The sequence below is a fragment of the Phenylobacterium deserti genome (assembly GCF_003254705.1).
Lineage (GTDB): Bacteria > Pseudomonadota > Alphaproteobacteria > Caulobacterales > Caulobacteraceae > Phenylobacterium > Phenylobacterium deserti.
Genome location: NZ_QFYR01000001.1, coordinates 1,400,975 through 1,423,322, shown reverse-complemented (window position 1 = coordinate 1,423,322; position 22,348 = coordinate 1,400,975). Strand labels below are relative to the sequence as shown.

Below are 22,348 nucleotides of genomic sequence, written 5' to 3'. Positions count from 1 at the left end.
ATCAAACGTTTAACACGGCAGGCGCCGGCTTGGTTGCGCCCGCGGCGAAGCCTTGAGCCCCAACCCGGGCAGGTCCTCAGACGCAATTGAGAATGATTCTCATTGCCAAGGCGTAGGCAGCTAACTAAGAACGCCTCGCAATCTCATCATGCACCTGGGGGATAAGTTGCTGCAGCAGAACAAGCCGGGCGTGCGCGCCTACGCCCGAAAGGCGCTGACGCCCGCCGCCGTTGCGGGTCTCGCCAGTCTGGCCCTCGCGCCGCAGGCGTTTGCTGAGGACGACGCAATGGCGACGGCCCCCGCCGACTCCGCGCAGGTGTCCGGCGTGACCGTCACCGGCCGCAACGGGAACGAGCCGGTTTCGGCCAAGTTCACCGCCCCGCTGCTGGACACCCCGCGCAGCGTGACGGTCATCCCGCAGGAAGTAATCCAGCAAACGGCCGCGACCTCGCTGCAGGACATCCTGCGCACCTCTCCGGGGATCACCTTCGGCGCGGGCGAAGGCGGCCAGCCGCTGGCCGATCGTCCCTTCATCCGCGGCCAGGCCTCGGCCAACAACATCTTCGTCGACGGCATTCGCGACAGCGGCGGCCAGGTGCGCGAGGTGTTCAACCTCGAGCAGGTGGAAGTCGTGAAGGGCGCGGACTCCGCCTACAGCGGCCGCGGTTCGGGCGGCGGCAGCATCAACCTGACCAGCAAGCGCCCGCGCCTGGACAACTTCATCAACGGTTCGGTGGCCGGCGGCACGGACAACTACGTCCGCGGCACGGTGGACGCGAACTACCGGCTGGGCGAGACCTCGGCCCTGCGCCTGAACCTGATGGGCACCCAAGGCGACGTCCCGGGTCGCGAGGCGGTCGACCTGGAGCGCTGGGGCTTCGCCGCCGCCGCCGCCGTGGGCCTGGGCACCGACTTCCGGGTGACCGGCCTTTACTACCACCTCGAGACCGACGACATGCCGGACTACGGCGTGCCGCTGTTCACCAAGCTCGGTCCGACGGCGCCCCGGACGGCCAGCGGCGTTCTGGATGTTCCGCGTGACAGCTTCTACGGGCTGAAGGCGCGGGACTTCCAGCGCACCAAGGCCGACATCGGCACCCTGGCGGTTGAGGCGGACTTCCATCCGAACCTGACCGTCCGCAACGTCTTCCGCTACTCCAAGACGCTGAACGACTATGTGGTGACCAACCCCGGCGACGGCGGCGTGGCGCAGTTCGTGGGCGGCGAGTGGTGGATGAAGCGCGGCACGAAGTCCCGCTGGAACCCGACCACCACCATCGCCAACGTCACGGACGTGTTCGGCAAGTTCGACACCTTTGGCCTGCAGCACAGCTTCGACGTCGGGCTCGAGCTCAGCCGCGAGACGAACAAGAACGCGGCGTACGCGATCTACACCACGTCCGGCGCGCCCTGCCCGGCCGGTTTCAGCGGCGCTTCGAACAACCTGGGCGTCGGCGACTGCACACGGGTTTATGCGCCGAACCCCGATGATCCGTGGCAGGGTCGGATCACGCGGCCGACGCCGTCGGTGAACCGCACCAAGACCGTCGGCATCTATGCGTTCGACACGATCGAGCTCAGCCCGCAATGGCTGCTGAACCTGGGCGTGCGGCACGACGAGTATTCGGTGGACGGTCTGGACGCCACGATCACCAGCGCCAACGGCCTGATCACCGGCACCACGCTTACGCCCCGTTCGGGCGACTGGGACTTCACCAACTACCAGGCGGGCGTGGTCTACAAGCCCACCGCCAACGGCAGCATCTACGCGTCTTGGAGCACCTCCTCGACGCCGCCGACGATCTCCGCCGGCGACCAGAACACCGGCACAGGGAACGGCACGGGCAACCTGGCCAACGTCCTGCTCGAGCCGGAAGATGTGACCAGCGCCGAGATCGGCGTGAAGTGGGCCTTCTTCGGCCAGCGCCTGACCACCTCGGCCGCCTATTTCGACCTGAAGCGTGAGAACGCCCAGGTGCAGATCGAGCCGGGCGTCTACGGCCAGGTCGGCGAAGTGGAAGCCCGCGGCGTCGAGCTCGCGGTCACCGGCGCCATCACCCGCGCCTGGCAGGTGTTCGGCGGCTACACTTGGATGGACTCCGAGCTGGTGCGCGGGTCCTACAACGTGATCAACGAAGGCGACCCGCTGGCCAACACGCCTGAGCACAGCTTCAGCCTGTTCACCACCTACAAGGTGCTGCCGCAGCTGAGCGTCGGTGGCGGCGCCTACTACGTCTCGAAGAGCTTTGGCGGCAATCAAGGCGGCGCCGGCGGCGGGACCAACCGCATCTACGCGCCGGACTACTGGCGCTTCGACCTGTTCGCCTCCTACCAGCTGCGCGACAACGTCGACCTCCAGCTGAACGTCCAGAACGTCGGCGACGAAGACTACATCGCCCGGACCAACGGCGTTCACCACGCCGACTACGGCCCTGGTCGCCAGGCGATCCTGACCCTCAACGTCCGCTACTGATCCTCCTCTAAGTCGTGGACGTCCCAGCGGCCCCGTCTCCCCCGAGGCGGGGCCGCCTTCCCATCCGGCGCGCCGCAGCTAAGGTCGCGTCGGCGAGGACCTGACCGATGATGCTGCATATTCCCGAGCTGCTGACCAAGACGCAGGCAGCCGAGCTGCGCGCGCAGATCGACGGAGCCCCCTGGGTGGACGGCAACGCCACCTCCGGAGCCCAGTCAGCGCTCGCCAAGCGCAATCAGCAGCTGCCCGAAGGCTCGTCCGCCGCGGCGAGCGCCGGGAGCCGGATCCTGGACGCGCTGGAGAAGAACCCGCTGTTCGTGTCCGCCGCCCTGCCTCAGGTCGTCTTCCCGCCGCTGTTCAACCGCTACGAAGGTGGCGGGACGTTCGGCGTCCACGTGGACAACTCGATCCGCCAGACCCGCGACGGCTCCACCCGTATCCGCACAGACCTGTCGGCGACCGTCTTCCTGACCGAGCCGGAAGACTATGATGGCGGCGAGCTGCTGGTGGAGGACACCTACGGCGTCCACGAGGTGAAGCTGCCAGCGGGGGACATGATCCTCTACCCGTCATCCAGCCTGCACCAGGTGACGCCGGTGACCCGAGGCGCTCGGGTGTCGAGCTTCTTCTGGATCCAGAGCATGATCCGGGAGGACGCCCGGCGCACCCTGCTGTTCCAGATGGACGTGGCGATCCAGCAGTTGGCGGCGAAGGTCGGCGCCGGCGCGCCCGAGCTCGTCAGCCTCACCGGGACGTACCACAACCTTCTGCGCATGTGGGCCGAGGTCTGAGGCCGCTATCCGCCTGAGCGTTCCTGCGCCATGCTGCGCGAAAACGACGGGAGGACCCATGACCAATATCTCGCGCCGCGGTGCGCTCGCCCTGGGTTTGGCCGGCATCGCAGCCGCGCCGGAGGCCTTGGCCGCTCGACCGGGTTCGCTGAACGCCCTGGCTGCGGCGAAGGGAATGCGGTTTGGAACGGCGGTGGGCGTGGGCTCGGCTGGGCCGGAGGGTGCGGGCCGCGACATCGGCGGACCGTTCGCCGACCCGACCTACCGGCGGCTGATCGCCGATGAATGCGGGGTCATCGTCCCTGAGAACGAGTTGAAGTGGTACGCACTGCGGCCCGACGCGAAGACCTATGCGTTCGAACGCGCCGACGCCCTGGCCGCCTTCGCCAAGGCGAACGGAATGGGCCTGCGCGGCCACACCCTGCTCTGGCACCACCCCCGCTGGATGCCGAAATGGACCGAAACCTACGATTACGGCCCCAACCCTGCCGCCGAGGTGCGCCGACTGCTGACCGAACACGTCCGCACGGTCACGGCTCGGTATCCGCAGATCCACTCCTGGGACGTCGTCAACGAGACGGTGGATCACACGACGGGTGAACTGAGGGAAACCGCCTTCTCGCGCCACGTCGGCAAGCAGGAGATCGTCGACCTGGCCTTTGTCGCCGCGCGCGAGGCGATGCCCAGGACCGAGCTCGTCTACAACGACTACATGAGCTGGGAAGGCACGCCCGAGAAGGAGAAGCACCGAGCGGGCGTGCTGCGCCTGCTGGAAGGCTTCCGTAAACGCGGCGTGCCTGTCGACACGTTGGGCGTTCAGGCGCACATCGGCTCGGTCGGCACCGGAGAGTCGACAGGTTTCGCCCGACCGGACCTGGCAGCCTGGCGCCGCTTCCTGGATGAGGTCACCGGCATGGGCTACGGCCTGGTGATCACCGAGTTCGACGTCAACGACAAGCCGCTGGCGGCGGACATCCCGAGCCGCGACGCCGAGGTGGCGCGCCTGACCCGCGAATACCTCGACGTCATCCTCAGCTACCGGCAGCTGAAGGAGGTGCTCGTCTGGGGTCTGGCCGACAAATACTCGTGGCTGCAGGGCACCTCACCGCGTCCGGACAACCTCCCCAAGCGGCCGACACCGTTCGACGACGCCTTCCGGCCGAAGCCCATGCGAGACGCCATCGCCGCGGCCTTCAAAGCCGCGCCGGCCCGGTGAGGCGGGCGCGCAGCGGGAGGAAGGGCTTGTCGCCTAAAACGGTCGTGGGGGAGCCAAAAAGAGGATAATCAAACAAGCGTACGAGCGAGATGGAGAGCGTCATGCCCCTCGACACCGCCCCGGGCGCCAAGACTTACCGTTGGGAAGATCCGCTGGATCTGGCCTCGCGGCTTTCGGAAGACGAGCGGATGGTCTGGGACGCCGCTCGCACCTATGCCCGCGAGAAGCTGCTGCCGCGCGTGGTCTCGGCCTTTGCGGAGGAGCGGTTCGACCGGGAGATCATGACGGAGATGGGGGAGCTGGGTTTCCTTGGCCCCACGCTCCCTGAAGAGTACGGCTGCGCCGGCGTCAACCACGTGGCCTACGGCCTGATCGCCCGTGAGATCGAAGCGGTGGACAGCGGCTACCGGTCGGCCATGAGCGTGCAGTCCTCGCTTGTCATGTACCCGATCTACGTTTTCGGGTCCGAGCAGCAGAAGCGCCGCTTCCTGCCTGGGATGGCGACGGGCGAGATCATCGGCTGCTTCGGCCTGACAGAGGCGGACGGCGGCTCCGACCCGGCGTCGATGCGCACCGTGGCGCGCAAGGTGGACGGCGGCTACGTCCTGAACGGGTCCAAGATGTGGATCACCAACAGCCCCATCGCCGACGTGGCGCTGGTCTGGGCCAAGCTGGACGGCGTGATCCGCGGCTTCCTGGTGGAGCGGGGGGTGGACGGCTTCACCACCCCGAAGATCGAGAACAAGCTTTCCCTGCGCGCCTCGGTGACTGGGGAGATCGCGCTCGCCGACGTGTTCGTGCCGGAAGACATGATGCTGCCAGGCGTGCAGGGTTTGCGCGGGCCGTTCTCGTGCCTGAACAAGGCGCGCTACGGCATCGCCTGGGGGGCCATGGGCGCGGCCGAGTTCTGCCTGCACGCCAGCCGCGACTACGTCTCCACGCGCCAAGTGTTCGGCAAGCCCTTGGGCGCCCGCCAGCTGGTGCAGAAGAAGCTGGCCGACATGTCGACCGAGATCGCCCTCGGCTTCGAGGGAGCCCTGGCCTTGGGCCGGCTGATCGACCAGGGCGCCTGGGTTCCAGAAGCCATCTCGATGATGAAGCGCAACAACTGCGGCAAGGCGCTGGAGATCGCGCGCGTCGCCCGCGACATCCACGGGGGCAACGGCATCAGCGGCGACTACCATGTGATCCGTCACGCGCTGAACCTGGAGACGGTGAACACCTACGAGGGCGCCCATGATGTGCACGCCCTGATCCTGGGTCGCGCCATCACCGGGGAGTCCGCGTTCTAGGCGCAGCGTTACGCGAACGGGGCCTGAAACCACTGTCGATAGCCGTCTGCTTGCGGCGAACCGTCCTGGTTGTGAATCAATCCTTGGCAAGCAAACCTTGTGTTTACCCTGAGCCAGCTAAGGATCGCCGGCACCAGGGGAGATGAATGGCGAGGCCGAAGACAGGCGCGATCTCGGCCGACCGGAGCGAGATGGTTCAGTGGCTGTTCGAGAACAGCCGCGACCTCGCGCATGTCCTGGACTCCGAAGGTCGGTTCCTGATGGCGAACGCCGCGTGGACGGCGTTCGTGGGCCTGCCGGAATCGGAGCTGATCGGCCAGTCCATTGACGGCTTCATTCATCCTGACGACCTGCCGGACGTCCTCAGCATCGTCTCACGAATGAAGGACGGGGACGTGGCGGAGAATGAGTCCCGCTTCCGCTCCGTGGACGGCGAATGGCGCTGGTTCGCCGTGCGCAGTCAGCGGCTGCCGGGCGGCGTTTTCATCGGCAGCATGCGCGACGCCACGGCGGACCGGCAACGTGCGACGGAGCTGGAGGAAGCGCGGCGTACGCGTCAGATGCTCAGCGCGTCTGCCGGGATCGGCATCTGGTCATTCGACACGGCCGAGAACCGGATCGAGTGGTCCGACGAACTCGCCGACATGCTGGGTCTCGATCCGCGCCAGGAGATGGGCGGCGAGGACTTCCGCAACCTGATCCACCCGGCGGACCTGAAGCCGGTGCAGGCCGCCTTCCGGCACAGCATGCGGACGGGCGAGCCCGGACGCCTGGAACACCGGATGCGGTCGGGCGATCGCTGGCTGACCCTGCGCACCACCTATCATACCGAGCTGCGCGCCGGCGGGCTCTACGCCCTGCGCGGCATCTCTCAAGACATCACCGAGCTTGCGGAAGCGCGGGACGCGGCCCGGCGCGGCGAGCGGCGCATGCGCCAGGCCCGCAAGGAGGCGCTGGCCAACGCCCGCCGGCTTAAGCTGGCCCTGGTGGCGGCGGAAGCGGGCGTCTACGAGATCGACCACGTGGGGAAGACGTTCTGGGCGTCCCCGGAATTCCACCGGCTCACGGGCAAGCGGGGCAGCACCTACGAGGAAGCCACCCAGCTGCGCTACCCGGGCTTCCACCCCGACGACCTTGATCATGTTCGCCAGTCCTTCCGCGCCTTGCATGCCGGCAAGAAGCGTTCAGGCGAAGCCTTCGAGGCCCGGATCGTCCACGCCAACGGCGAGGAGCGCTGGGTCCGCGTCTTTCACCACCTGAAGGTCGGCCGTAACGGCCGGTGGCTGAAGGCGGTGGGACTGATCCACGACTTCGATGCGCGCAAGCGCCAGGAGCTGGCTCTTCTGGAGGCGCAGCGCGCCGCCGAAGCTGCGGCTGAGGCGAAAGCCTCGTTCCTGGCCAACATGAGCCACGAGATCCGCACGCCGATGAACGGCGTGATGGGCGTGCTGCATCTTCTGAAGTCGGAGAACCTGTCGGAGGACGGGCGCGGCCTGCTGCAAGAGGCGCTGAACTGCGGCCACATGCTGGCCGAGCTGCTGAACGACGTGATCGACTTCTCGAAGATCGAGGCCGGTCGGCTCGAGCTGGCCTATGAGCCGGTCGATCCACGCGCGCTGATCGACGGCGTCCTGAGGCTGCTGAAGCCACAGGCCGACGCCAAGTCGCTGACGCTGTTGGTGGAGGCGGACCCCGGCCTCGGCTGGATTCGCTCCGACGCGGTGCGCCTGAGGCAGGCGCTGTTTAATCTCGTGGGCAACGCGGTGAAGTTCACGGAAGCCGGTCAGGTGACGGTGCGCTGCCGCCGCGATCCAATCTCGCACCGCGTCCGCTTCGAGGTCGAGGACACGGGCGTGGGCATCCCGCCGGAGTTCCACGCCAGGATCTTCCAGCGTTTCGATCAAGGCGACGCCTCGACGACCCGCAAGTTCGGCGGTTCCGGCCTTGGCTTGGCGATCACCAAGCGGCTGGCCGAGATGATGTCCGGCGAGGTGGGCTTCACCTCCCAACCGGGCCGCGGCTCCACGTTCTGGATGGAAGTGGCGGCGGACGCCGCTGAGCCCGTGGTGCAGTACGACGAGCGTATCGAGCCGATCCTGGGCGGGCTGCGCCTGCTCGTGGTGGAGGACAACGCCACCAACCGGATCATCGCCACCAAGCTGCTCGAACAGCTGGGCGCGGTGGTCGAGACGGCGGCCGATGGCTACCTCGGAGTCGAAGCGGCGGCGCGCGGCGGCTTCGACCTGATCCTGATGGACGTGCAAATGCCCGGCATCGACGGCGTTGAAGCCTCCCGCCGCATTCGCGCCTTGGGCGGGCCGGCGGCGGCGACGCCGATCATCGCGCTGACCGCAAACGTGCTGTCGCACCAGCGGCAGATCTACCTGGGCGCCGGCATGGACGGGGTGGTCGGCAAGCCAATCTCGCCGGCCGCCCTGCTCGGCGAGATCGCCCGCCTCAGCGCCCCGCAGGACGCCGAGACGAGCGAAGAGGTCGCCGTCGCCTAGTGCGCGTTCGGCTGGATCTGGTCGCGGGCGGCCTGCACGCCTGAGCGGGCGGCGCTTTCCACCTTCTCGGACAAGTCGCGGCCGTCGTCGGCCTTCAGCTCCTGCTTGACGCTGCCATAGGCGGCCTGGGCCGCCGAGCCGGCTTGCGACAGGCCGGTCTGGGCAAGGTCACGACCCTTGTTCAGCAGCTTGTCGCGATGCTGGCCGAGCATGCGGTCTTCGGCCGGGGTGGCCGGCAGGGCCGCGCCGATGGCGGCGCCCACGACGATGCCGAGGCCGGCGATCAGCAGCGGCTCGCTGTTCAGCGCATCGGTGAAGGTCTGCTGAGCGTGCTGGGTCGCCGCGCCCGCGCGTTGGCGAGCGGCGCCGGCCACATTGCCGACCGTCTGCTTGGCGCTGTGCGCGGCGGAACGGCTGGACTGCCCAACGGACGAGGCGCCGCTGGTGAGCTTTTCCTTGGCGCCCGACAGTGCGCTGGAGGCTTTGCCGGCCACGCCTTGAGCCTTGTCCTTCAGGCCGGATGCAACGCCGCCATGGCTGTCCGGCGTCGTGCCGTCATAGCCGCTGACCGCTTCATAGCCGCCGGTGTCGGACATGGCGCCCACGCCGCTTTCGGCGGCGAAGCTGCGCGGTTCATCAAGCGAGCTGTAGCCCGAGGAGTAGCCGGAGTAGCCGGACGTCTGCTGCTTGTTGTTGCTGACCATCAGCCAAGCCAGGCCCAGGCCCATGACGGCCAGCGGCATGGGGTTGGCCTTGGCCTGCTCCACGAACTTGGCCGCGATCTGCTGGCCCGAGCCGCCCGCCATGCGGGTCGCTTCGTCGAACAGCTGGCCCGGGGTCATTTTCTGCTTCAGCGCCTCGACGTTGCGGTCGAGTTCGCTGCGCTGGGCTTCGACCTCAGCCTCGACTTCTGCTGCGGATCTGCTCATCGCACCTGTTCCTTCACGAGTTGCGCATCTTGTTTCAGCTGCCTTGCGGCGCGGTCCGGGGCGAGCGAGCCGGGCGTGACCTTCTTGGCGGCGCCCTTGACGAGGCTGTAGCCGACCAGGCCCGCCACCAAGCCGACCACCAGGGCGGCCCAGAACGGATCCATGAAGTGCGACAGGCCGAGCACGGCCGCCGCCATCAGGGTCAGGAAGCCGCCCAGCAGGAGGGCCGCGCCTAGGCTCATCTGGGTTCCGGCCTTGGCGGCGTCGGAGATCTTCTCCGACACCTCAGCCCGGACGAGCTCGCCTTCCTTGCGGACAAGGTTGGCGAGGTCGCTGGCGACCGCGGAGATGACCTCCGGGATCGAGCGAGTGTCGTTGTCGACGGACATCAGACCCCCGTTCCACCGAAGCGCGACCGGTCGCGATCATCGCCGTCCAGCGCGCCGCGTTCGTCGCCTTCGATCGTGACAGAGCCTGCATCCAGGTCGCCCGTCAGGCTTTCGACGCCGGCGTCGCCGGAGCCGAGCTCGACGTCAGGCGCGCCGATGGCGGTGGCGCCGGCCGCCGTGACATCCGTGGCGCCCAGGCCGCTGGTGTCGGCGGAAGCGAACTCGTCGCTTAGGCCGCTCGTGGACGCCATGCCGATGTCGGAGGCGCCGCCGTCGGGCGAGGTAAAGGTCGCTGGTTGCGGGCTGTAGTCGCTGGTCCGCGGCTCGGACGAGGCGCGCAGGAAGCGGCCGACCGCCAAGCCCACCAGAACCGAGCCGGCCACGAAAGCCGCCGGGTTGCGGCGACCGAAATCGCGGACCGCGTCCAGCAGTTCTTCCGGCCGCTTGTCCGACACCGAGCGCGAAAGGCCCTCGAGGCCGTCGGCAGCCTGCTGCACCAGGCGGCTAGCGATGGACTGATCGCTCTGGGACAGCTCGTCGCCGGCCTTGCGGATGGCGTTGGCGAAGTCACCCAGCGTGCGGGTGGCGGTTTCCTTGTGCTGGTCGATCTGACCCGCAGCCTTTTCCTTGGCGGAAGCAGCGAAGCTCGCGGCTTCCTGCTTCACGGTCTGAGCGGCGGCGCCCGCCATTTCGCGGGGCGAGGACTGCCCCTCGCCGGCCGAGCGGCTCGCGCCCCAGTCGCCGCCTGCGTCTGTGTTGGTCATGCCATAATCTCCACGGATAGCCGGCCAAGTCGGCCAGTCACGGCGCAGAGCTCCGCCCCTGGAAGCGGCGCTCTTGGTCCGGGCTGGTAAGCTGGCAGCCGGGGCGGAAGTTCCGACCCTGCGTGAACAAGGCGCGGAACGGCGTTCGCTTCACCTTCCAAGCGCCGAGCGGGCGATGCTAAAGCTCGGGAAAACAAGGGGGAGGAAGCAGATGGCCGACCTGGCCGCCGGAAGCGCGCAAGGCGCGCAAGACGAGCCGACGTCGCTGCGCACCGTGGTGGCCGCGTCAGCCGCAGGCACCACCTTCGAGTGGTACGACTTCTTCGTTTTCGGCAGCCTCACCCAGGTCATCTCGCGAACCTTCTTCTCCGGGCTGCCGGACACCGCCGGCTATATCGCCGCGCTTGCGCTGTTCGGCGCCGGTTTCGCTTTCCGGCCGCTGGGCGCGCTGGTTTTCGGCCGGATCGGCGACCGGACCGGGCGCAAGGGCGCCTTCATGCTGACGGTGATCCTGATGGGCGGAGCGACCGTCGCCATCGGCCTTCTGCCCAGCTACGCCACCGCAGGCCTGATCGCCCCCGCCCTGCTGGTGCTGATGCGGATCATCCAGGGCTTTGCGCTCGGGGGCGAGTACGGCGGGGCGGCCATCTACGTCGCCGAGCACGCACCCAAGGGCGCGCGCGGCCGCTCCACCAGCTGGGTTCAGACCTCCGCGGCCTTCGGCCTGTTCGCAGCGCTTCTGGTGATCCTGGCCACGCGCCTGATCGTCGGACGGTTGTTCGGGCCCGAAGCCTTCGACGCCTGGGGCTGGCGGATACCGTTCCTGTTTTCGGCAGGGCTGCTGGCGATCTCCATCTTCATGCGCCTGAAGCTGTCGGAGAGCCCGACCTTTGCGAAGCTGAAGGCCGAGGGTCAGGAATCCCGCGCGCCGTTCAAGGAGGCCTTCGGCCGCTGGTCGAACCTGAAGCTCGTCTTGATCGCGCTGTTCGCCATCATGTGTGCGCAGGGTGCGGTCTGGTACACGGCCTTCTTCTACGTCCAGACCTTCCTCGAGAAGTTCCTCAAGGTGGAGCCCGCGACCATCAACCTGCTGATGGCCGCAGCCACGGCCATCAGCGCGGTCGGCTACGTCTTCTTCGGCTGGCTGTCGGACAGAGTCGGGCGCAAGCCGGTCATGCTGGCCGGCATGACCCTGATGCTCGTCGCCTACTTCCCTGGTTTCCACGCGCTGTCGAAGTTCGTGAACCCGGCGCTGGCGGAGGCGCAGGCGCGCACGCCGGTGATCGTCGTCGCCGATCCCGCGGACTGCTCCGTCCAGTTCGACCCCATCGGCAAGAAGAGCTTCACCTCGTCCTGTGACATCGCCAAGAGCACGCTGACCAACGCGGGCGTGGGCTACACCAACCAGGAGGGCGCGCGCGGCGAGCCCGCAGTGATCCGCATCGGGCGGACCGAGGTCGCCTCGGTCAACGCCACCGGCCTGCCCGCAGCGGAAGCCAAGGACCTCAAGGCTCGGGTGGAGAGCCAGATCAAGGGAGCGCTCGCGGAGGCCGGCTACCCGAGCAAGGCCGATCCCGCCCGGATCAACGTCGCCGGCGCCATGGGCGTGCTGTTCATCTTCATCATCGCGGCGACAGCGCTTTATGGGCCCATGGCCGCGTGCCTGGTGGAGCTGTTCCCCACCCGTATCCGCTACACGGCCATGTCGCTGCCCTATCACGTGGGCACCGGCTGGGTGGGGGGCTTCGTCCCGGTGACCGCCTATGCCATAGCCACCTCGATGGGGGACATCTACGCCGGTCTGTGGTTCCCGGTGGGCTTCACCCTAATCTCGGTGATCACCTGCGCGCTGTTCCTGCCCGAGACGCGTGACGAGCCGCTGGATCGCTGACCTTTCAGCCGGCGATCGGCAGCACCTCCACATCCACGCCGGCGTCCACCAGGGCTGCGTGTTCCCGTCGCCAGGCGGGAGAGACCACCAAGCGGGTGACCCGCATGCCGCGGCCGGCGAGCTCCGCCAACGCTTCGACGCCCAGTCCTTCCACCCGCTCCGCATCCCGGCGCGCCAGGGCCAGGATGTCGGGGTGAGCATCGGGATCGGGCGCCAGCACGTCCGAGGCGGCAAGAGCCCGGGCGGCGCGAAGGGTCAAAAGGTCGGCGGGGCCGCGCGCGTCCACATATTGGATCTGACCGCCGGCCGCTTGGCCACGGGCCAGTTCCGCCCGCAGCAACTCGGCCGCCGCCTCCATGTCGCCGGCCATGGCGGCTCCGGCTGCCGGACCGGTGAGCGCTGCGCGCAGAAAGGAGCGGCGGCGGTGCGGCTCCGGCAAGGCGGCGCGCACCTCGTCCTGAAGCTTGCGGAAAAGGGCGGCCACTCGGCCGGCGCCTTCCGGCACACGGGCCTCAATATCGTGGCGCAGCAGGGTGGCGAGCATAGGGGAGGATCCGCCCGTGCCGATCGCCGCCACCACCTCGCCCCGGTCGATCACCGCAGGGGTGGTGAAGTCGCACATCTGAGGGCGGTCGACGACGTTCAGCGGCACGTGCGCAGCGCGCACGGCTTCGGCTGCTGCCCGGGCGAAAGCCTCGTCCTCCGAGGCGACGAACGCCAACGCAGCGCCGTGATAGTTCGACGGCTGGAACGCGGCGTCGCCTTCCAGCCGCACGAGACGAGCGGGAGAGCCGTGGAACAGCCTCGCCTTGGCCTCCGCAGGCTCTCCAGACCCTGCGATGACAACCGTGCGCCCCGCCAAGGGGAAGAAGGCGGGGAAGGCGTCCATGGCTCGTCGCGTCCTTACTTCAGGGTCTTGAGGTAGGCGATCAGCGCCTTGCGGCGTTCCGGCTGCGGCACGCGGACCAGCATCTTCGTGCCCGGCGCGTAGCCCTGCGGGTTGGCCAGCCAGGCGTCAAGATTGGCGTCGTTCCACACGCCGCCCTTCTTTTGCAAGGCGTCCGAGTACTTGTAGCCGGGACGGCTGGCCGCCTTGGCGCCATAGACGCCGGCCAGCGCGGGAGCCATGGGCGAGGACTTGGCCTGGTGGCACATCTTGCACTGGGAATTGAAGATCTGCGCTCCGTCCTGAGCGACGGCCGGCGCGGCGGCCGAAAGCGCGAGAACGGCGGCGAGAGCGAGACGGGCCATCAAAGCGGCTCCTCCATGTGTTCTTGTATGCAAGTTAGTCTAGCGATGAAAAAGACGGTCCGCCAAGGATGGTTTCGCAGCGGACCTCTCGATCGCTGTTATCCGGCGCCAGATGAACCGGCGCTGACCGGCTAAAGGCCATCGCGAGCTAAGTCCTGCGGAAGGTCGACATCGAACAGCACGCCGTCGCTCGGCGCCTGCACAAGCGCCAGCCGCTCGCCCAGCCTGTCCAAAATCGAGCGGGCTCCGACATCGCCCGCCAAGGCGAGGACGGCGGGAAAGAGTTCGCGCGCGAGCGTTACCGGGTTCCCGCGTCGTCCATTCCAGACCGGGGCGGCGGCGGGTGCGCCGGCAAGCACCGCCTCGCAGAGCGGCGCCAAAACGGCATGGGGAACGTGAGGCATGTCGCCGAGCAGCACCAGAACGCCTACAGCGTCTGCAGGCACGGCCCGGACGGCTGCTCGCAGAGAGGCCGCCAAGCCTTCCGCATGGTCCGGCGCATCCACCAGCCGCACGCTGGGCGCTTGGGCCCGCAGTGTCGAAGCCACGCGGGGATCAGCGCCTGTAACCACCGTCACGCTGCGGACCGGCGCAGCGAAAGCGGCCTGCAGGGCGCCTTCCAGCAGAACGCCGCCGCGCCAAGGCGCCATGAGCTTGCCGCCGCCGAAGCGGGCGCCTGATCCGGCGGCAAGCACGACGGCTTCCATCACAGCGTTCGCGCCCTCCCCTGTCGCCAAGCGCTCATCCTCTCTATGTTGCACGCCGCATGACGCCCTACGACGCAGCCTCGACGCAAGGCGCCGGCGGTCCACTCACGGACTTGGCCGATGGCTTTGGGCGCGCCGTGAGCTATTTGCGCCTGTCGGTTACCGACCGCTGCGACCTGCGCTGCGTCTACTGCATGTCCGAGCACATGACCTTCCTGGCAAAGGTGGAAGTCCTGACGCTCGAAGAGCTCGACCGGATCGCTTCCGCCTTCATCGGCCTCGGCGTCCGCAAGCTGCGGATTACCGGCGGCGAGCCGCTGGTCCGCAAGGGCGTCATGGAGTTGATCGAGAACCTTGCCCGGCATCTGAAGTCGGGGCGTCTCGACGAGCTGACCCTCACCACCAACGGCACCCGCCTCACCGAGTTCGCGCCGAGACTGGCAGGGGCCGGGGTGCGCCGCATCAACGTCTCCCTCGATACGCTGAAGCCCGCGCTGTTCCGGACCCTGACCCGGGGCGGTGATCTCGCCAAGGTGCTGGCCGGGATCGACGCGGCCCAGGCGGCGGGATTGAAGGTGAAGATCAACGCCGTGGCGCTGGCCCGGGACAATGCGGCCGAACTGCCCGAGCTGATCCGCTGGGCCCATGGCCGCGACCTGGATCTCACCCTGATCGAGACCATGCCCATGGGCGAGATCGAGGCCGACCGCACGGACCAGTACCTGCCGCTGAGCACGGTGCGGGGTGAACTGGAGAGCTACTGGACCTTGAGCGACCTGCCAGACTCCACCGGCGGGCCGTCTCGCTATGTGCGGGTGGCGGAGACGGGCGGGCGGCTGGGGTTCATCACGCCGCTCAGCCATAACTTCTGCGAGAGCTGCAATCGCGTGCGCCTGACCTGCACGGGCACCCTGCACACCTGCCTTGGGCAGGAGGACGCCACGGACCTGCGCGCGGTGCTGCGGGCAGGCGGGTCTGACGCCGATCTGGTGCAGGCGATCCGGCACGGGGTCGCCGGCAAGCCGCGCGGCCATGACTTCGTCATAACCCGCAGCGCGGGGCCGTCGGTGTCGCGGCACATGTCGACGACGGGAGGCTGAGATGGCGCGGGTGCTTCTGTTCGGGCCTTTGCGCGATCTGGCCGGATGGCGCGAGCGCGAAGTCGAAGGCTCCACGCTCGCCGAGCTCCGCGCCCGGCTCCAGGCGGAGGACGCGGCGCTTGGCGAAGCGATCGCCGGACCTGGCGTCCAGGTGGCGGTGGACCAGGCGCTGGTCCGCGGCGAGGTTTCGATCTCCGCCAGCGCCGAGGTGGCCTTCCTGCCGCCCATGAGCGGCGGATGATCGGCCTTACGGAGGCCGCCTTCGATCCTGGCGCGCTGCTCAGCGAATTCAGCCTCGCCCGTCAGGAGGTCGGCGCCATCGCCAGCTTCACAGGCCTGGCGCGCGCCGAAGCCGGGCAGACGCAGGTGCTCGAACTGGAAGCCTATCCCGGCTTCACCGAGGCGCGGATCGCCAAGATCGCTGAACAGGCTCGCGAGCGGTTCGGGCTGGCGGACCTGATCGTCCTGCACCGTGTGGGAAAGATCGGGCCGGGCGAGCCGATCGTGTTCGTGGCCACCGCGTCTCGGCACCGCCGGCAGGCGTTCGAGGCTTGCGACTTCCTGATGGACTACTTGAAGAGCCGGGCTCCGTTCTGGAAGAAGGAGCACGGTCCGGATGGCGCCCGGTGGATCGAGCCTCGCGCCCAAGACCACGCCGACGTCGCCCGCTGGGAGCAGGAGAAGAAGTCATGAACGCACCGGTGCTCACCCCTGGCGGCAAGATCGACGAGAGCCGGCCCTTCAAGCCGGTGCGCGTGGCGGTGCTGACCATCTCCGACACTCGGGACGAAGAAAGCGACACCTCTGGCGACCTGTTGGCCAGCCGCGTCACAGGCGCGGGTCACGAGCTGGCCGGGCGCGCCATCGTCCACGACGACATCGGCCAGATCCAGACCCAGGTGAACACCTGGGTGAACTCCGGCCAGGTGGATGCCATCGTGACCACCGGCGGGACCGGCATCACGGGGCGCGATGTGACGCCCGAAGCCATCGAGCCGCTGTTCGACAAGAAGATCGACGGCTTCTCGGTCGTCTTCCACCTGGTCAGCTATCAGTCGGTGGGGCTCTCCACCCTGCAGTCGCGAGCGCTGGCCGGCATCATCCGCAACGTCTTCGTGTTCTGCCTGCCGGGCTCCAACGGCGCGGTGAAGGACGGCTGGGACAAGGTGATTTCCGCGCAGCTCGACAGTCGCCATGGCCCTTGCAACATGGTCGAGCTGATGCCGAGGCTGATGGAGCGGTGAGCCGCCTCACCCACCTCGACGAGAGCGGCCGCGCGCGCATGGTCGATGTCTCGGACAAGCCGGCGACGACCCGCGAGGCTGTGGCCGAAGGCTTCCTGCGGATGAGCGCCGAGACGCTCGCGCTGGCGCTCTCCGGCGAAGGCAAGAAGGGCGACGTGCGGGCCGTGGCGGAGATCGCCGGAGTGATGGCGGCCAAGCGAACCGCAGACCTGATCCCTATGTGCCACCCGCTGGCGCTGTCGAAGGTGGAGGTGCGCGCCGAAGCGGCCGAGGGCGGGCTCTCGGTGACTGCGCGCGTGAAGACCACCGGACCGACGGGCGTTGAAATGGAAGCGCTCACCGCGGCGTCCGTCGCGCTGCTGACCCTGTACGACATGCTCAAGGCGGCTGAAAAAGGCATGGTCATCGAGCAGGTTCGCCTGCTGGAGAAGACCGGCGGCAAAAGCGGCGACTGGCGCGCGACATGAAGCTGCTGAGCGTGGAGGACGCCCGCGCGCGCATGCTTGCGACCATTGCGCCGCTGGCGTCGGAAGCTGTTCCGCTGTCGCAAGCGGCGGGCCGGGTGCTCGCGGAGGATGTCGCCGCGGTGCGCGACCAGCCGCCGTTCGCCGCCAGCGCCATGGACGGCTGGGCCGTTCGCGCCGCCGACGCGCCCGGCTCTCTGACCATCGTGGGCGAAAGCGCAGCGGGGCGCGGCTACGAAGGCTTGGTGTCCTCCGGCGAGGCCGCGCGCATCTTCACCGGGGCAGCGGTGCCGGCTGGCTGCGACGCTGTGGTGATTCAGGAAGACGCCGAGCGTGACGGCGACCTCGTGCGCGTGCCCTCCGTCGATCCGGGACGACACATCCGGCCGGCGGGCGGAGACTTCCGGGCCGGCCAAGCGCTTCTGCAGCGCGGCGTACGGCTCGACGCGTGGCGCGTTTCGCTCGCGGCCTCTGCAGGACGGGCGGACGTTCAGGTGGGAGGCCGGCCAAGGGTCGCGCTGCTCGCAACCGGTGAGGAGATCGTCGAGGCTCCGGCTGAGCCTGGGCCGTTCCAGATCTACGACTCGGGCGCGCCGGGGCTTGCGGCCCTGGCCCGCAGTTGGGGCGCCGAGGTTTCCCGCGCGCGTCCGGTTCGGGATGACCTGCAGGCGGTGGTCGATGCGCTGGCCGGTGCGCAGGCCGACCTTATCGTCACGATCGGCGGCGCCAGCGTGGGCGACCACGACCTCGTCCGGGCGGCGGCCGAGGCGCTCGGGCTGGAGTTGAAGGTCGCCAGCGTGGCGGTGCGTCCGGGCAAGCCGACGTTCTTTGGCGCCCTGCCGGACGGGCGGCGGCTGCTTGGCCTGCCAGGCAATCCGGCGTCGGCCTTCGTGTGCGCCGAGATGTTCCTGCGACCGATCCTCAACGTCTACCAGGGCGCATCGCCAGCACCACGGACCCTGTCCGCGCGCCTGGCCCGCGACTTACCCGCCAATGGCCCCAGGGAACACTGGATGCGCGCCAAGCTCGCCTTTGAAGCAGGCGGCGTGAGCGTCACCCCTTTCCGGGATCAGGACTCGTCGCTGGTCACGGTGTTCGCCGAGGCCGATGCGCTGTTGCGCAGGCCAGCCGGCGCGTCGGTGGCGTTCGCCGGCGACGTCGTCGAGGTGCTGTTGCTCGATCGGGCATGACGAAGGGCGGTGATCTCGCCGATCACCGACACAGCGACCTCCCACGGCGCCTTGCCGCCGATGTCGAGACCAATGGGCGCGTGCAACCGGGCGAGGGCGGCCTCCGACACCCCGGCGGCCCGCAACTCGGCAAGCCGGCCGGGAATGCGCCGGCGCGCGCCCAGCAAGCCCACGTAGCTCGCCTCCGAGGGTAGAGCTGCCAGCAGCGCGTCGAAATCCGCCTCCGTGTCATGGGTCGCCACCGCGATGGCGGTCCAGGCGTCGACGCCGATCGCCTGAAAGGCGGTGGCAGGCGGATCGCGGCGGTAACCGACCCCAGCAATGGGCGGTGGGGCCTCAGGTCCCTTGGAGCGCACCAGGGTGGTCTCGAACTCGGCTTGGGCGCCGAGCTGTGCGATGGCCAGGGCGGTCGGATCGCCGCCCACCACGATCAGCTTCTGTCGGGGTGCATGGCGCCGGATCACCGCCGCTTCGTCCCACGCCAGCACATCCGCGCCGCAGAGCCGGGTCTTGCCGTCGCTGATCCAGGTCACCGGCCGGCGATCGGCGTCAGCCTGCAGAAGGTCGATCAACGCAGGATCTACGGGAGAGACCTTCTCGACGATGATCTCGATGCGCGCGCCGCACAGAAGCCGGATGTCGGGCCATGGACTGCCTTCGCCGTAAACAAGCCGGCGCGGCTCGCCATCCGACAAGCAGGCGAAGGCGTGGTCGGCCACGTCCGCCTCCACGCAGCCGCCTGAGAAGTAACCGGCCACGACGCCTTCGGCGAACACCATCTGGGTTCCGGGCGGCCGCGGCCCGCCACCTTCCACCGCGGTCAAGGTGGCCAGCGCCGCTGACTTACCCGCTTGGCGAGCCGCCCGCAGAGCGGGGCGGACGTCATCTGTCATGCCGAAGGTCGGCCACTCGGGCAGGGGGTCACGCACCGCCGCTCCTTAACTCCCCGCTAATCTCCTGGATACCTGTTCTTAGGCATCCCGGGTCCAGGATGCGGGCTCATAAGGACGCCCCCGACCTTAGCTTCATGACTTCACCTTTGACCAAGCTCGGCCTCGCCACGGGGCAATTCGGCCTCGACGGCGCGACGCCGGCGCGGGGTCGTCCCCGCGACGTGGAAGCCCGTGAAATCCTGTCGATCGCCGCGCGGTCCGGGTTGAACGTGCTCGAGGTCGGCCGCCACAGCGCGCCCGCCGAAACCCAGATCGGCCAGGTGCTGCCGCGCCCAGCGCCGTTCCGCATCACCGTGACCACCGTCCGTCCCGATCGCGGGCCCGATTTCGCAGAGGCCGAGATCCGTGGGCAGCTGCGCCGGCTGGGCGTGGAGCGCGTGGACACCATTCTGGCCCCTTCGGCCACCGATCTTCTCAGCCCGCTGGGTCCCGCCCTGTGGGATCGCCTGCGAGCGCTGCGCGACGGCGGCCTGTGCAACCGCATCGGCGTGTCCGTCTATGCTTCCGACGATCCGGTCCGACTGGCGCGCCGCTTCAAGCCGGACGTGGTCCAGGCGCCCGCCTCGCTGCTCGACCAGCGCCTGCTGATCGACGGCACCTTGTCGGAGCTGCGCGAGATGGACATCGAGGTCCAGCTGCGCTCGATCTTCCTGAACGGCGTGCTGTTCCTGCCGCCGGACCGTGCGCCGAGCCACCTGAAAGCGGCCGCGGGCCGCATCTCCCGCGCGCGCCGGCTGATCGCTGAAGGACGTTCGGACCCGTTGCAGGCCGCGCTGGGCTTCGCCCTGTCGCGACCGGAAGCCTCCACCGTGCTGGTGGGCGTGACGTCTGCCGCCGAGATGAGCGCGGTGGTCGCCGCGGCCGCCTCGCCCCCGCCGGATCTGAACTGGGACGAGATGGCCATCGACGATCCGGAAGCGCTGGGCGCCTGGGCCGCAGCCTGACTTCCTCGGTCCCGGAGCGGCCTTTCGGCCGTCCGGGATGAGGCGCGCGCCTATCGGCTAAGCCGCACGCCAACGAACACTGCCCGGCCCGGCTCGCCGTAGCCGAACGTTTCCTGATAGCCCCTGTCCGCCAGGTTCTCGACCCTTGCGGTCAGGGTGATCTGGTCGTTCAACCGGTAAGCGCCAGCGAGATCGGCCGTGACGAAGCCGTCGCGCACCGTCGGCGTGAAGCCATCGGTCGCCGTGTCGGACTGACTGCTCTCGGCGCGGAAGGTCAGGGCCGCCTCCCAGGGGCCTTCCAGGTAGAACAGGCTGGCGGAGCCCGCGTGATCAGGCACCCGCAGCAGGCTGGCTCCGGTCGAGACATCGATGGCGTCCGTCCAGGCGTAGGCCAGCCGCACCTGCCAAGCCGTGGCTAGCTGGGCGCTGGCTTCCGCTTCCAGGCCGCTCGACCGGGTCTGGGCGATGTTCTCGTAGCGGGAGTTCCGGTACGAAATCTGGTCGCGGACCTTGAGCCGATAACCGGTGAGCGCGCCGCTGAAGCGCCCGTCGTCCGAGCCCCAGCCCAGCCGCAGATCGTAGCCTTCGGCCCGCTCCGGCTTAAGCGCCAGCGGAGGCGCAAAGCAGAAGTCGCAAATTACTTGGCTGATGGTGGGGATCTTGAAGCCTTGGCCCGCCGACGCCGTGACGGTGAACCCGGCACCTGCATCGAAGGCCGCGGACAGCCGGCCCGTGCCGCGGGATTTGAACTGGTCGGGGTCGTCGTAGCGAAGGCTGCTGGTCAGGGTCAGGCGCTCGCCAGCCCGGGCGCGAAGCACGCCGAACACGGAGGTCACGGACAGGTCGGTGCTGTCGCGCCCGTCGAGATCGGCCTGGGTATCCTGCCGCTCAGCGCCGGCCACGAAGGCCAGCGGATCGGCGGCCTCGCCCTTCTGCGCCGTCCAGCGCCACACCTGCCGCTCCGCGCTGTAGCGGGCGGGGAAGTCGGAGATGTTGGTCCGGGTCAGGTCATAAGCGCTGACGCTGAAGGCATGGGTCAGGCCGAGGGCGTCTACAGTGGCGCGGGCGAAGCCTGACCAGGCGCGACTCTTGTTGCGGTCCGGCGTATCGCCCAGCTCGTAGGTCGGCGCCGGGTAGCCGTCGATGTCGATCTCGCTTTCGGTGTAGCGGATGCGGCCGTCCAGCTGCACCGCGTCCGAAGCGCGCCAGCGGCCGCCCACGTTGGCGCTGAAGGTCTCGTAGCCATCGTCTTCCGACCCGCTCGCCGCCTTCGAGATCCCGTCGGTGCGGAAGCCGCCGACCGAACCGTTCAGCGCGTAGGCGTCTTCGGACACGCCCGCCGCAGCATAGCCCCGAACCGTCTCGAACGAGCCGCCTTCGAGTTCCAGCCGCAGCCCGTCCACCTCGCGCGTGGTCAGCGCCACCACGCCCCCGATCGCCTCCGAGCCCCACAGCGAGCCTTGAGGACCGGAGAGCAGCTCGATGCGTTCATCCGAAGCCTGAACATTGGACGGGTCGAAGGCGCCGTTGGGATCGGCGGGATCGCCGACCGGCACCCCGTCCACCAGCACCAAGGTCTTGTCGGCGCCGGCCCCGCGGATGCGGATCGCCGAAACCCCGCCAAAGGCGCCGTTACGGGTGATCCCGACGCCGGGAAGGGTCGTCAGCACATCCGTGAGGAACACGCTCTGGCGCGCCTGGAGTTCAGCGCGGTCGATCACCCGTGCGCCGGTGACCTCCCAGACTTCGCTCGGCAGGCGGGTGGAGGTGACGACCACCTCGCTGACTTGCGCGTCCTCGGCAAGAGCGGCGGCGGGAAGCAGAGCGGCGATGGCCGCGGACGTAATTAGGAGAGACCGCATGGTCTGAAAGCCCCCATAAACCGGCCCCGAGGCCGTCGGGCAGGCGTGCAGCATTGCATGGTCCAACGGCGGGACCGATGAGAGTCGCTGCAGGGGAAGAAAGCCTTCCGCGCCGCTGGCCTGGTCCCGGGCCTACGGACGAGCGACGGACGGCGGCAGGTCTCCTGGCTTGCGGGTCATCGGATGAGCCGCCCTCGCCTTCCCGGTTTCCCAGTGGCGCCGCCTCGACAAGAAGCGGATCGGGCGGCGTCCTCGCCGCTCACAGTTGCGGGCACAGCCGGGGATTCGCGAGCAGGCTCGCCGCACCCCGTTCCCTCTTGGCCCCCGATCGAAGGGGACCGCCATCACGGCGCGGTAGATGCCGCTCTTCGCCGCTCGAGG

Annotated in this window: 20 protein-coding genes, 1 pseudogene and 1 riboswitch; of the genes and pseudogenes, 13 read left to right on the top strand and 8 right to left on the bottom strand. The window is 68.7% G+C overall.

The annotated features are described in order from the left end of the window. Positions 1 to 148: 148 nt before the first annotated feature. From DJ018_RS07130 to DJ018_RS07110, 5 genes are all read left to right on the top strand, one after another. On the top strand, positions 149 to 2,473 hold the full coding sequence (locus DJ018_RS07130; protein ID WP_111514139.1) for a TonB-dependent receptor: 2,325 nt from the start codon (positions 149 to 151) through the stop codon (positions 2,471 to 2,473). A gap of 107 nt (positions 2,474 to 2,580) precedes the next feature. Continuing rightward, positions 2,581 to 3,264, top strand: a complete 684-nt coding sequence (locus tag DJ018_RS07125) for a Fe2+-dependent dioxygenase (protein WP_111514138.1) — start codon at positions 2,581 to 2,583, stop codon at positions 3,262 to 3,264. Positions 3,265 to 3,322: 58 nt separating this feature from the next. After that, on the top strand, positions 3,323 to 4,480 hold the full coding sequence (locus tag DJ018_RS07120; RefSeq protein WP_111514137.1) for an endo-1,4-beta-xylanase: 1,158 nt from the start codon (positions 3,323 to 3,325) through the stop codon (positions 4,478 to 4,480). 101 nt (positions 4,481 to 4,581) lie between these two features. Beyond that, on the top strand, positions 4,582 to 5,772 hold the full coding sequence (locus DJ018_RS07115) for an acyl-CoA dehydrogenase (RefSeq protein WP_111514719.1): 1,191 nt from the start codon (positions 4,582 to 4,584) through the stop codon (positions 5,770 to 5,772). Positions 5,773 to 5,918: 146 nt separating this feature from the next. Beyond that, the gene (locus DJ018_RS07110; protein WP_111514136.1) at positions 5,919 to 8,279 is read left to right on the top strand and encodes a PAS domain-containing hybrid sensor histidine kinase/response regulator; all 2,361 of its coding nucleotides are present in this window, start codon (positions 5,919 to 5,921) and stop codon (positions 8,277 to 8,279) included. Here the strand turns inward: DJ018_RS07110 and DJ018_RS07105 are convergent. Genes DJ018_RS07105 through DJ018_RS07095 form a run of 3 tightly spaced genes read right to left on the bottom strand, consistent with a single transcriptional unit; the run spans position 8,276 to position 10,361 of the window. Continuing rightward, on the bottom strand, positions 8,276 to 9,208 hold the full coding sequence (locus DJ018_RS07105) for a DUF3618 domain-containing protein (RefSeq protein WP_111514135.1): 933 nt from the start codon (positions 9,206 to 9,208) through the stop codon (positions 8,276 to 8,278). The two genes, DJ018_RS07110 and DJ018_RS07105, sit on opposite strands and share 4 nt — an antisense overlap. Then, positions 9,205 to 9,597, bottom strand: a complete 393-nt coding sequence (locus DJ018_RS07100) for a phage holin family protein (RefSeq protein WP_111514134.1) — start codon at positions 9,595 to 9,597, stop codon at positions 9,205 to 9,207. Before DJ018_RS07100 ends, DJ018_RS07105 begins: the two co-directional genes overlap by 4 nt. Beyond that, positions 9,597 to 10,361 (bottom strand): hypothetical protein, encoded by a 765-nt coding sequence (locus tag DJ018_RS07095; protein ID WP_111514133.1) that lies wholly within the window; start codon positions 10,359 to 10,361, stop codon positions 9,597 to 9,599. Before DJ018_RS07095 ends, DJ018_RS07100 begins: the two co-directional genes overlap by 1 nt. 211 nt (positions 10,362 to 10,572) lie before the next feature. On the opposite strand from DJ018_RS07095, the gene DJ018_RS07090 reads away from it, so the two are divergent. Next, a complete protein-coding gene (locus DJ018_RS07090) occupies positions 10,573 to 12,252 on the top strand; it encodes an MFS transporter (RefSeq protein WP_111514132.1) in 1,680 nt (559 codons plus the stop codon). 4 nt (positions 12,253 to 12,256) lie between these two features. On the opposite strand, the gene DJ018_RS07085 is transcribed toward DJ018_RS07090, so the two are convergent. The 3 genes from DJ018_RS07085 to DJ018_RS07075 all read right to left on the bottom strand — a co-directional run bounded on the left by DJ018_RS07085 (position 12,257) and on the right by DJ018_RS07075 (position 14,240). Continuing rightward, positions 12,257 to 13,141: a precorrin-2 dehydrogenase/sirohydrochlorin ferrochelatase family protein gene (locus DJ018_RS07085; protein ID WP_111514131.1), complete on the bottom strand. Its 885-nt coding sequence runs from the start codon at positions 13,139 to 13,141 to the stop codon at positions 12,257 to 12,259. A gap of 14 nt (positions 13,142 to 13,155) precedes the next feature. Beyond that, complete coding sequence (locus DJ018_RS07080) at positions 13,156 to 13,503, bottom strand: c-type cytochrome (RefSeq protein WP_111514130.1); 348 nt, start codon at positions 13,501 to 13,503, stop codon at positions 13,156 to 13,158. Positions 13,504 to 13,634: 131 nt separating this feature from the next. Next, a complete protein-coding gene (locus DJ018_RS07075) occupies positions 13,635 to 14,240 on the bottom strand; it encodes a nucleotidyltransferase family protein (protein WP_240609470.1) in 606 nt (201 codons plus the stop codon). A 29-nt stretch (positions 14,241 to 14,269) separates the two neighbouring features. Between DJ018_RS07075 and moaA the strand changes: the two genes are divergently transcribed. Genes moaA through DJ018_RS07045 form a run of 6 tightly spaced genes read left to right on the top strand, consistent with a single transcriptional unit; the run spans position 14,270 to position 18,208 of the window. Then, a complete protein-coding gene (moaA, locus tag DJ018_RS07070; protein WP_111514128.1) occupies positions 14,270 to 15,310 on the top strand; it encodes a GTP 3',8-cyclase MoaA in 1,041 nt (346 codons plus the stop codon). Position 15,311: 1 nt separating this feature from the next. Then, on the top strand, positions 15,312 to 15,551 hold the full coding sequence (locus DJ018_RS07065; RefSeq protein WP_111514127.1) for a MoaD/ThiS family protein: 240 nt from the start codon (positions 15,312 to 15,314) through the stop codon (positions 15,549 to 15,551). Then, entirely contained in the window at positions 15,548 to 16,003 is a 456-nt protein-coding gene (locus DJ018_RS07060; RefSeq protein ID WP_111514126.1) for a molybdenum cofactor biosynthesis protein MoaE, read from the top strand. Before DJ018_RS07065 ends, DJ018_RS07060 begins: the two co-directional genes overlap by 4 nt. After that, complete coding sequence (moaB, locus tag DJ018_RS07055; protein WP_111514125.1) at positions 16,000 to 16,554, top strand: molybdenum cofactor biosynthesis protein B; 555 nt, start codon at positions 16,000 to 16,002, stop codon at positions 16,552 to 16,554. Before DJ018_RS07060 ends, moaB begins: the two co-directional genes overlap by 4 nt. Next, a complete protein-coding gene (gene moaC / locus DJ018_RS07050) occupies positions 16,551 to 17,021 on the top strand; it encodes a cyclic pyranopterin monophosphate synthase MoaC (protein WP_111514124.1) in 471 nt (156 codons plus the stop codon). The genes moaB and moaC overlap by 4 nt, the downstream gene beginning before the upstream one ends. Continuing rightward, positions 17,018 to 18,208 carry a molybdopterin molybdotransferase MoeA gene (locus tag DJ018_RS07045; protein ID WP_133254233.1) on the top strand — a complete coding sequence of 397 codons (1,191 nt, stop codon included), beginning with the start codon at positions 17,018 to 17,020 and terminating at the stop codon, positions 18,206 to 18,208. Before moaC ends, DJ018_RS07045 begins: the two co-directional genes overlap by 4 nt. On the opposite strand, the pseudogene DJ018_RS19390 reads toward DJ018_RS07045, so the two are convergent. Next, positions 18,199 to 19,101: pseudogene (locus DJ018_RS19390) on the bottom strand (XdhC family protein); the annotation flags it as partial. The gene DJ018_RS07045 and the pseudogene DJ018_RS19390 overlap by 10 nt on opposite strands. Before the next feature lie 134 nt (positions 19,102 to 19,235). Between DJ018_RS19390 and DJ018_RS07035 the strand changes: the two are divergent. Beyond that, the gene (locus tag DJ018_RS07035) at positions 19,236 to 20,105 is read left to right on the top strand and encodes a bifunctional regulator KidO (RefSeq protein ID WP_111514123.1); all 870 of its coding nucleotides are present in this window, start codon (positions 19,236 to 19,238) and stop codon (positions 20,103 to 20,105) included. 50 nt (positions 20,106 to 20,155) lie between these two features. Here the strand turns inward: DJ018_RS07035 and DJ018_RS07030 are convergent, their stop codons facing one another. Further along, positions 20,156 to 21,967, bottom strand: a complete 1,812-nt coding sequence (locus DJ018_RS07030; RefSeq protein ID WP_111514717.1) for a TonB-dependent receptor plug domain-containing protein — start codon at positions 21,965 to 21,967, stop codon at positions 20,156 to 20,158. 137 nt (positions 21,968 to 22,104) lie between these two features. Next, positions 22,105 to 22,326: riboswitch (cobalamin riboswitch) on the bottom strand. Between the last annotated feature and the right edge of the window lie 22 nt (positions 22,327 to 22,348).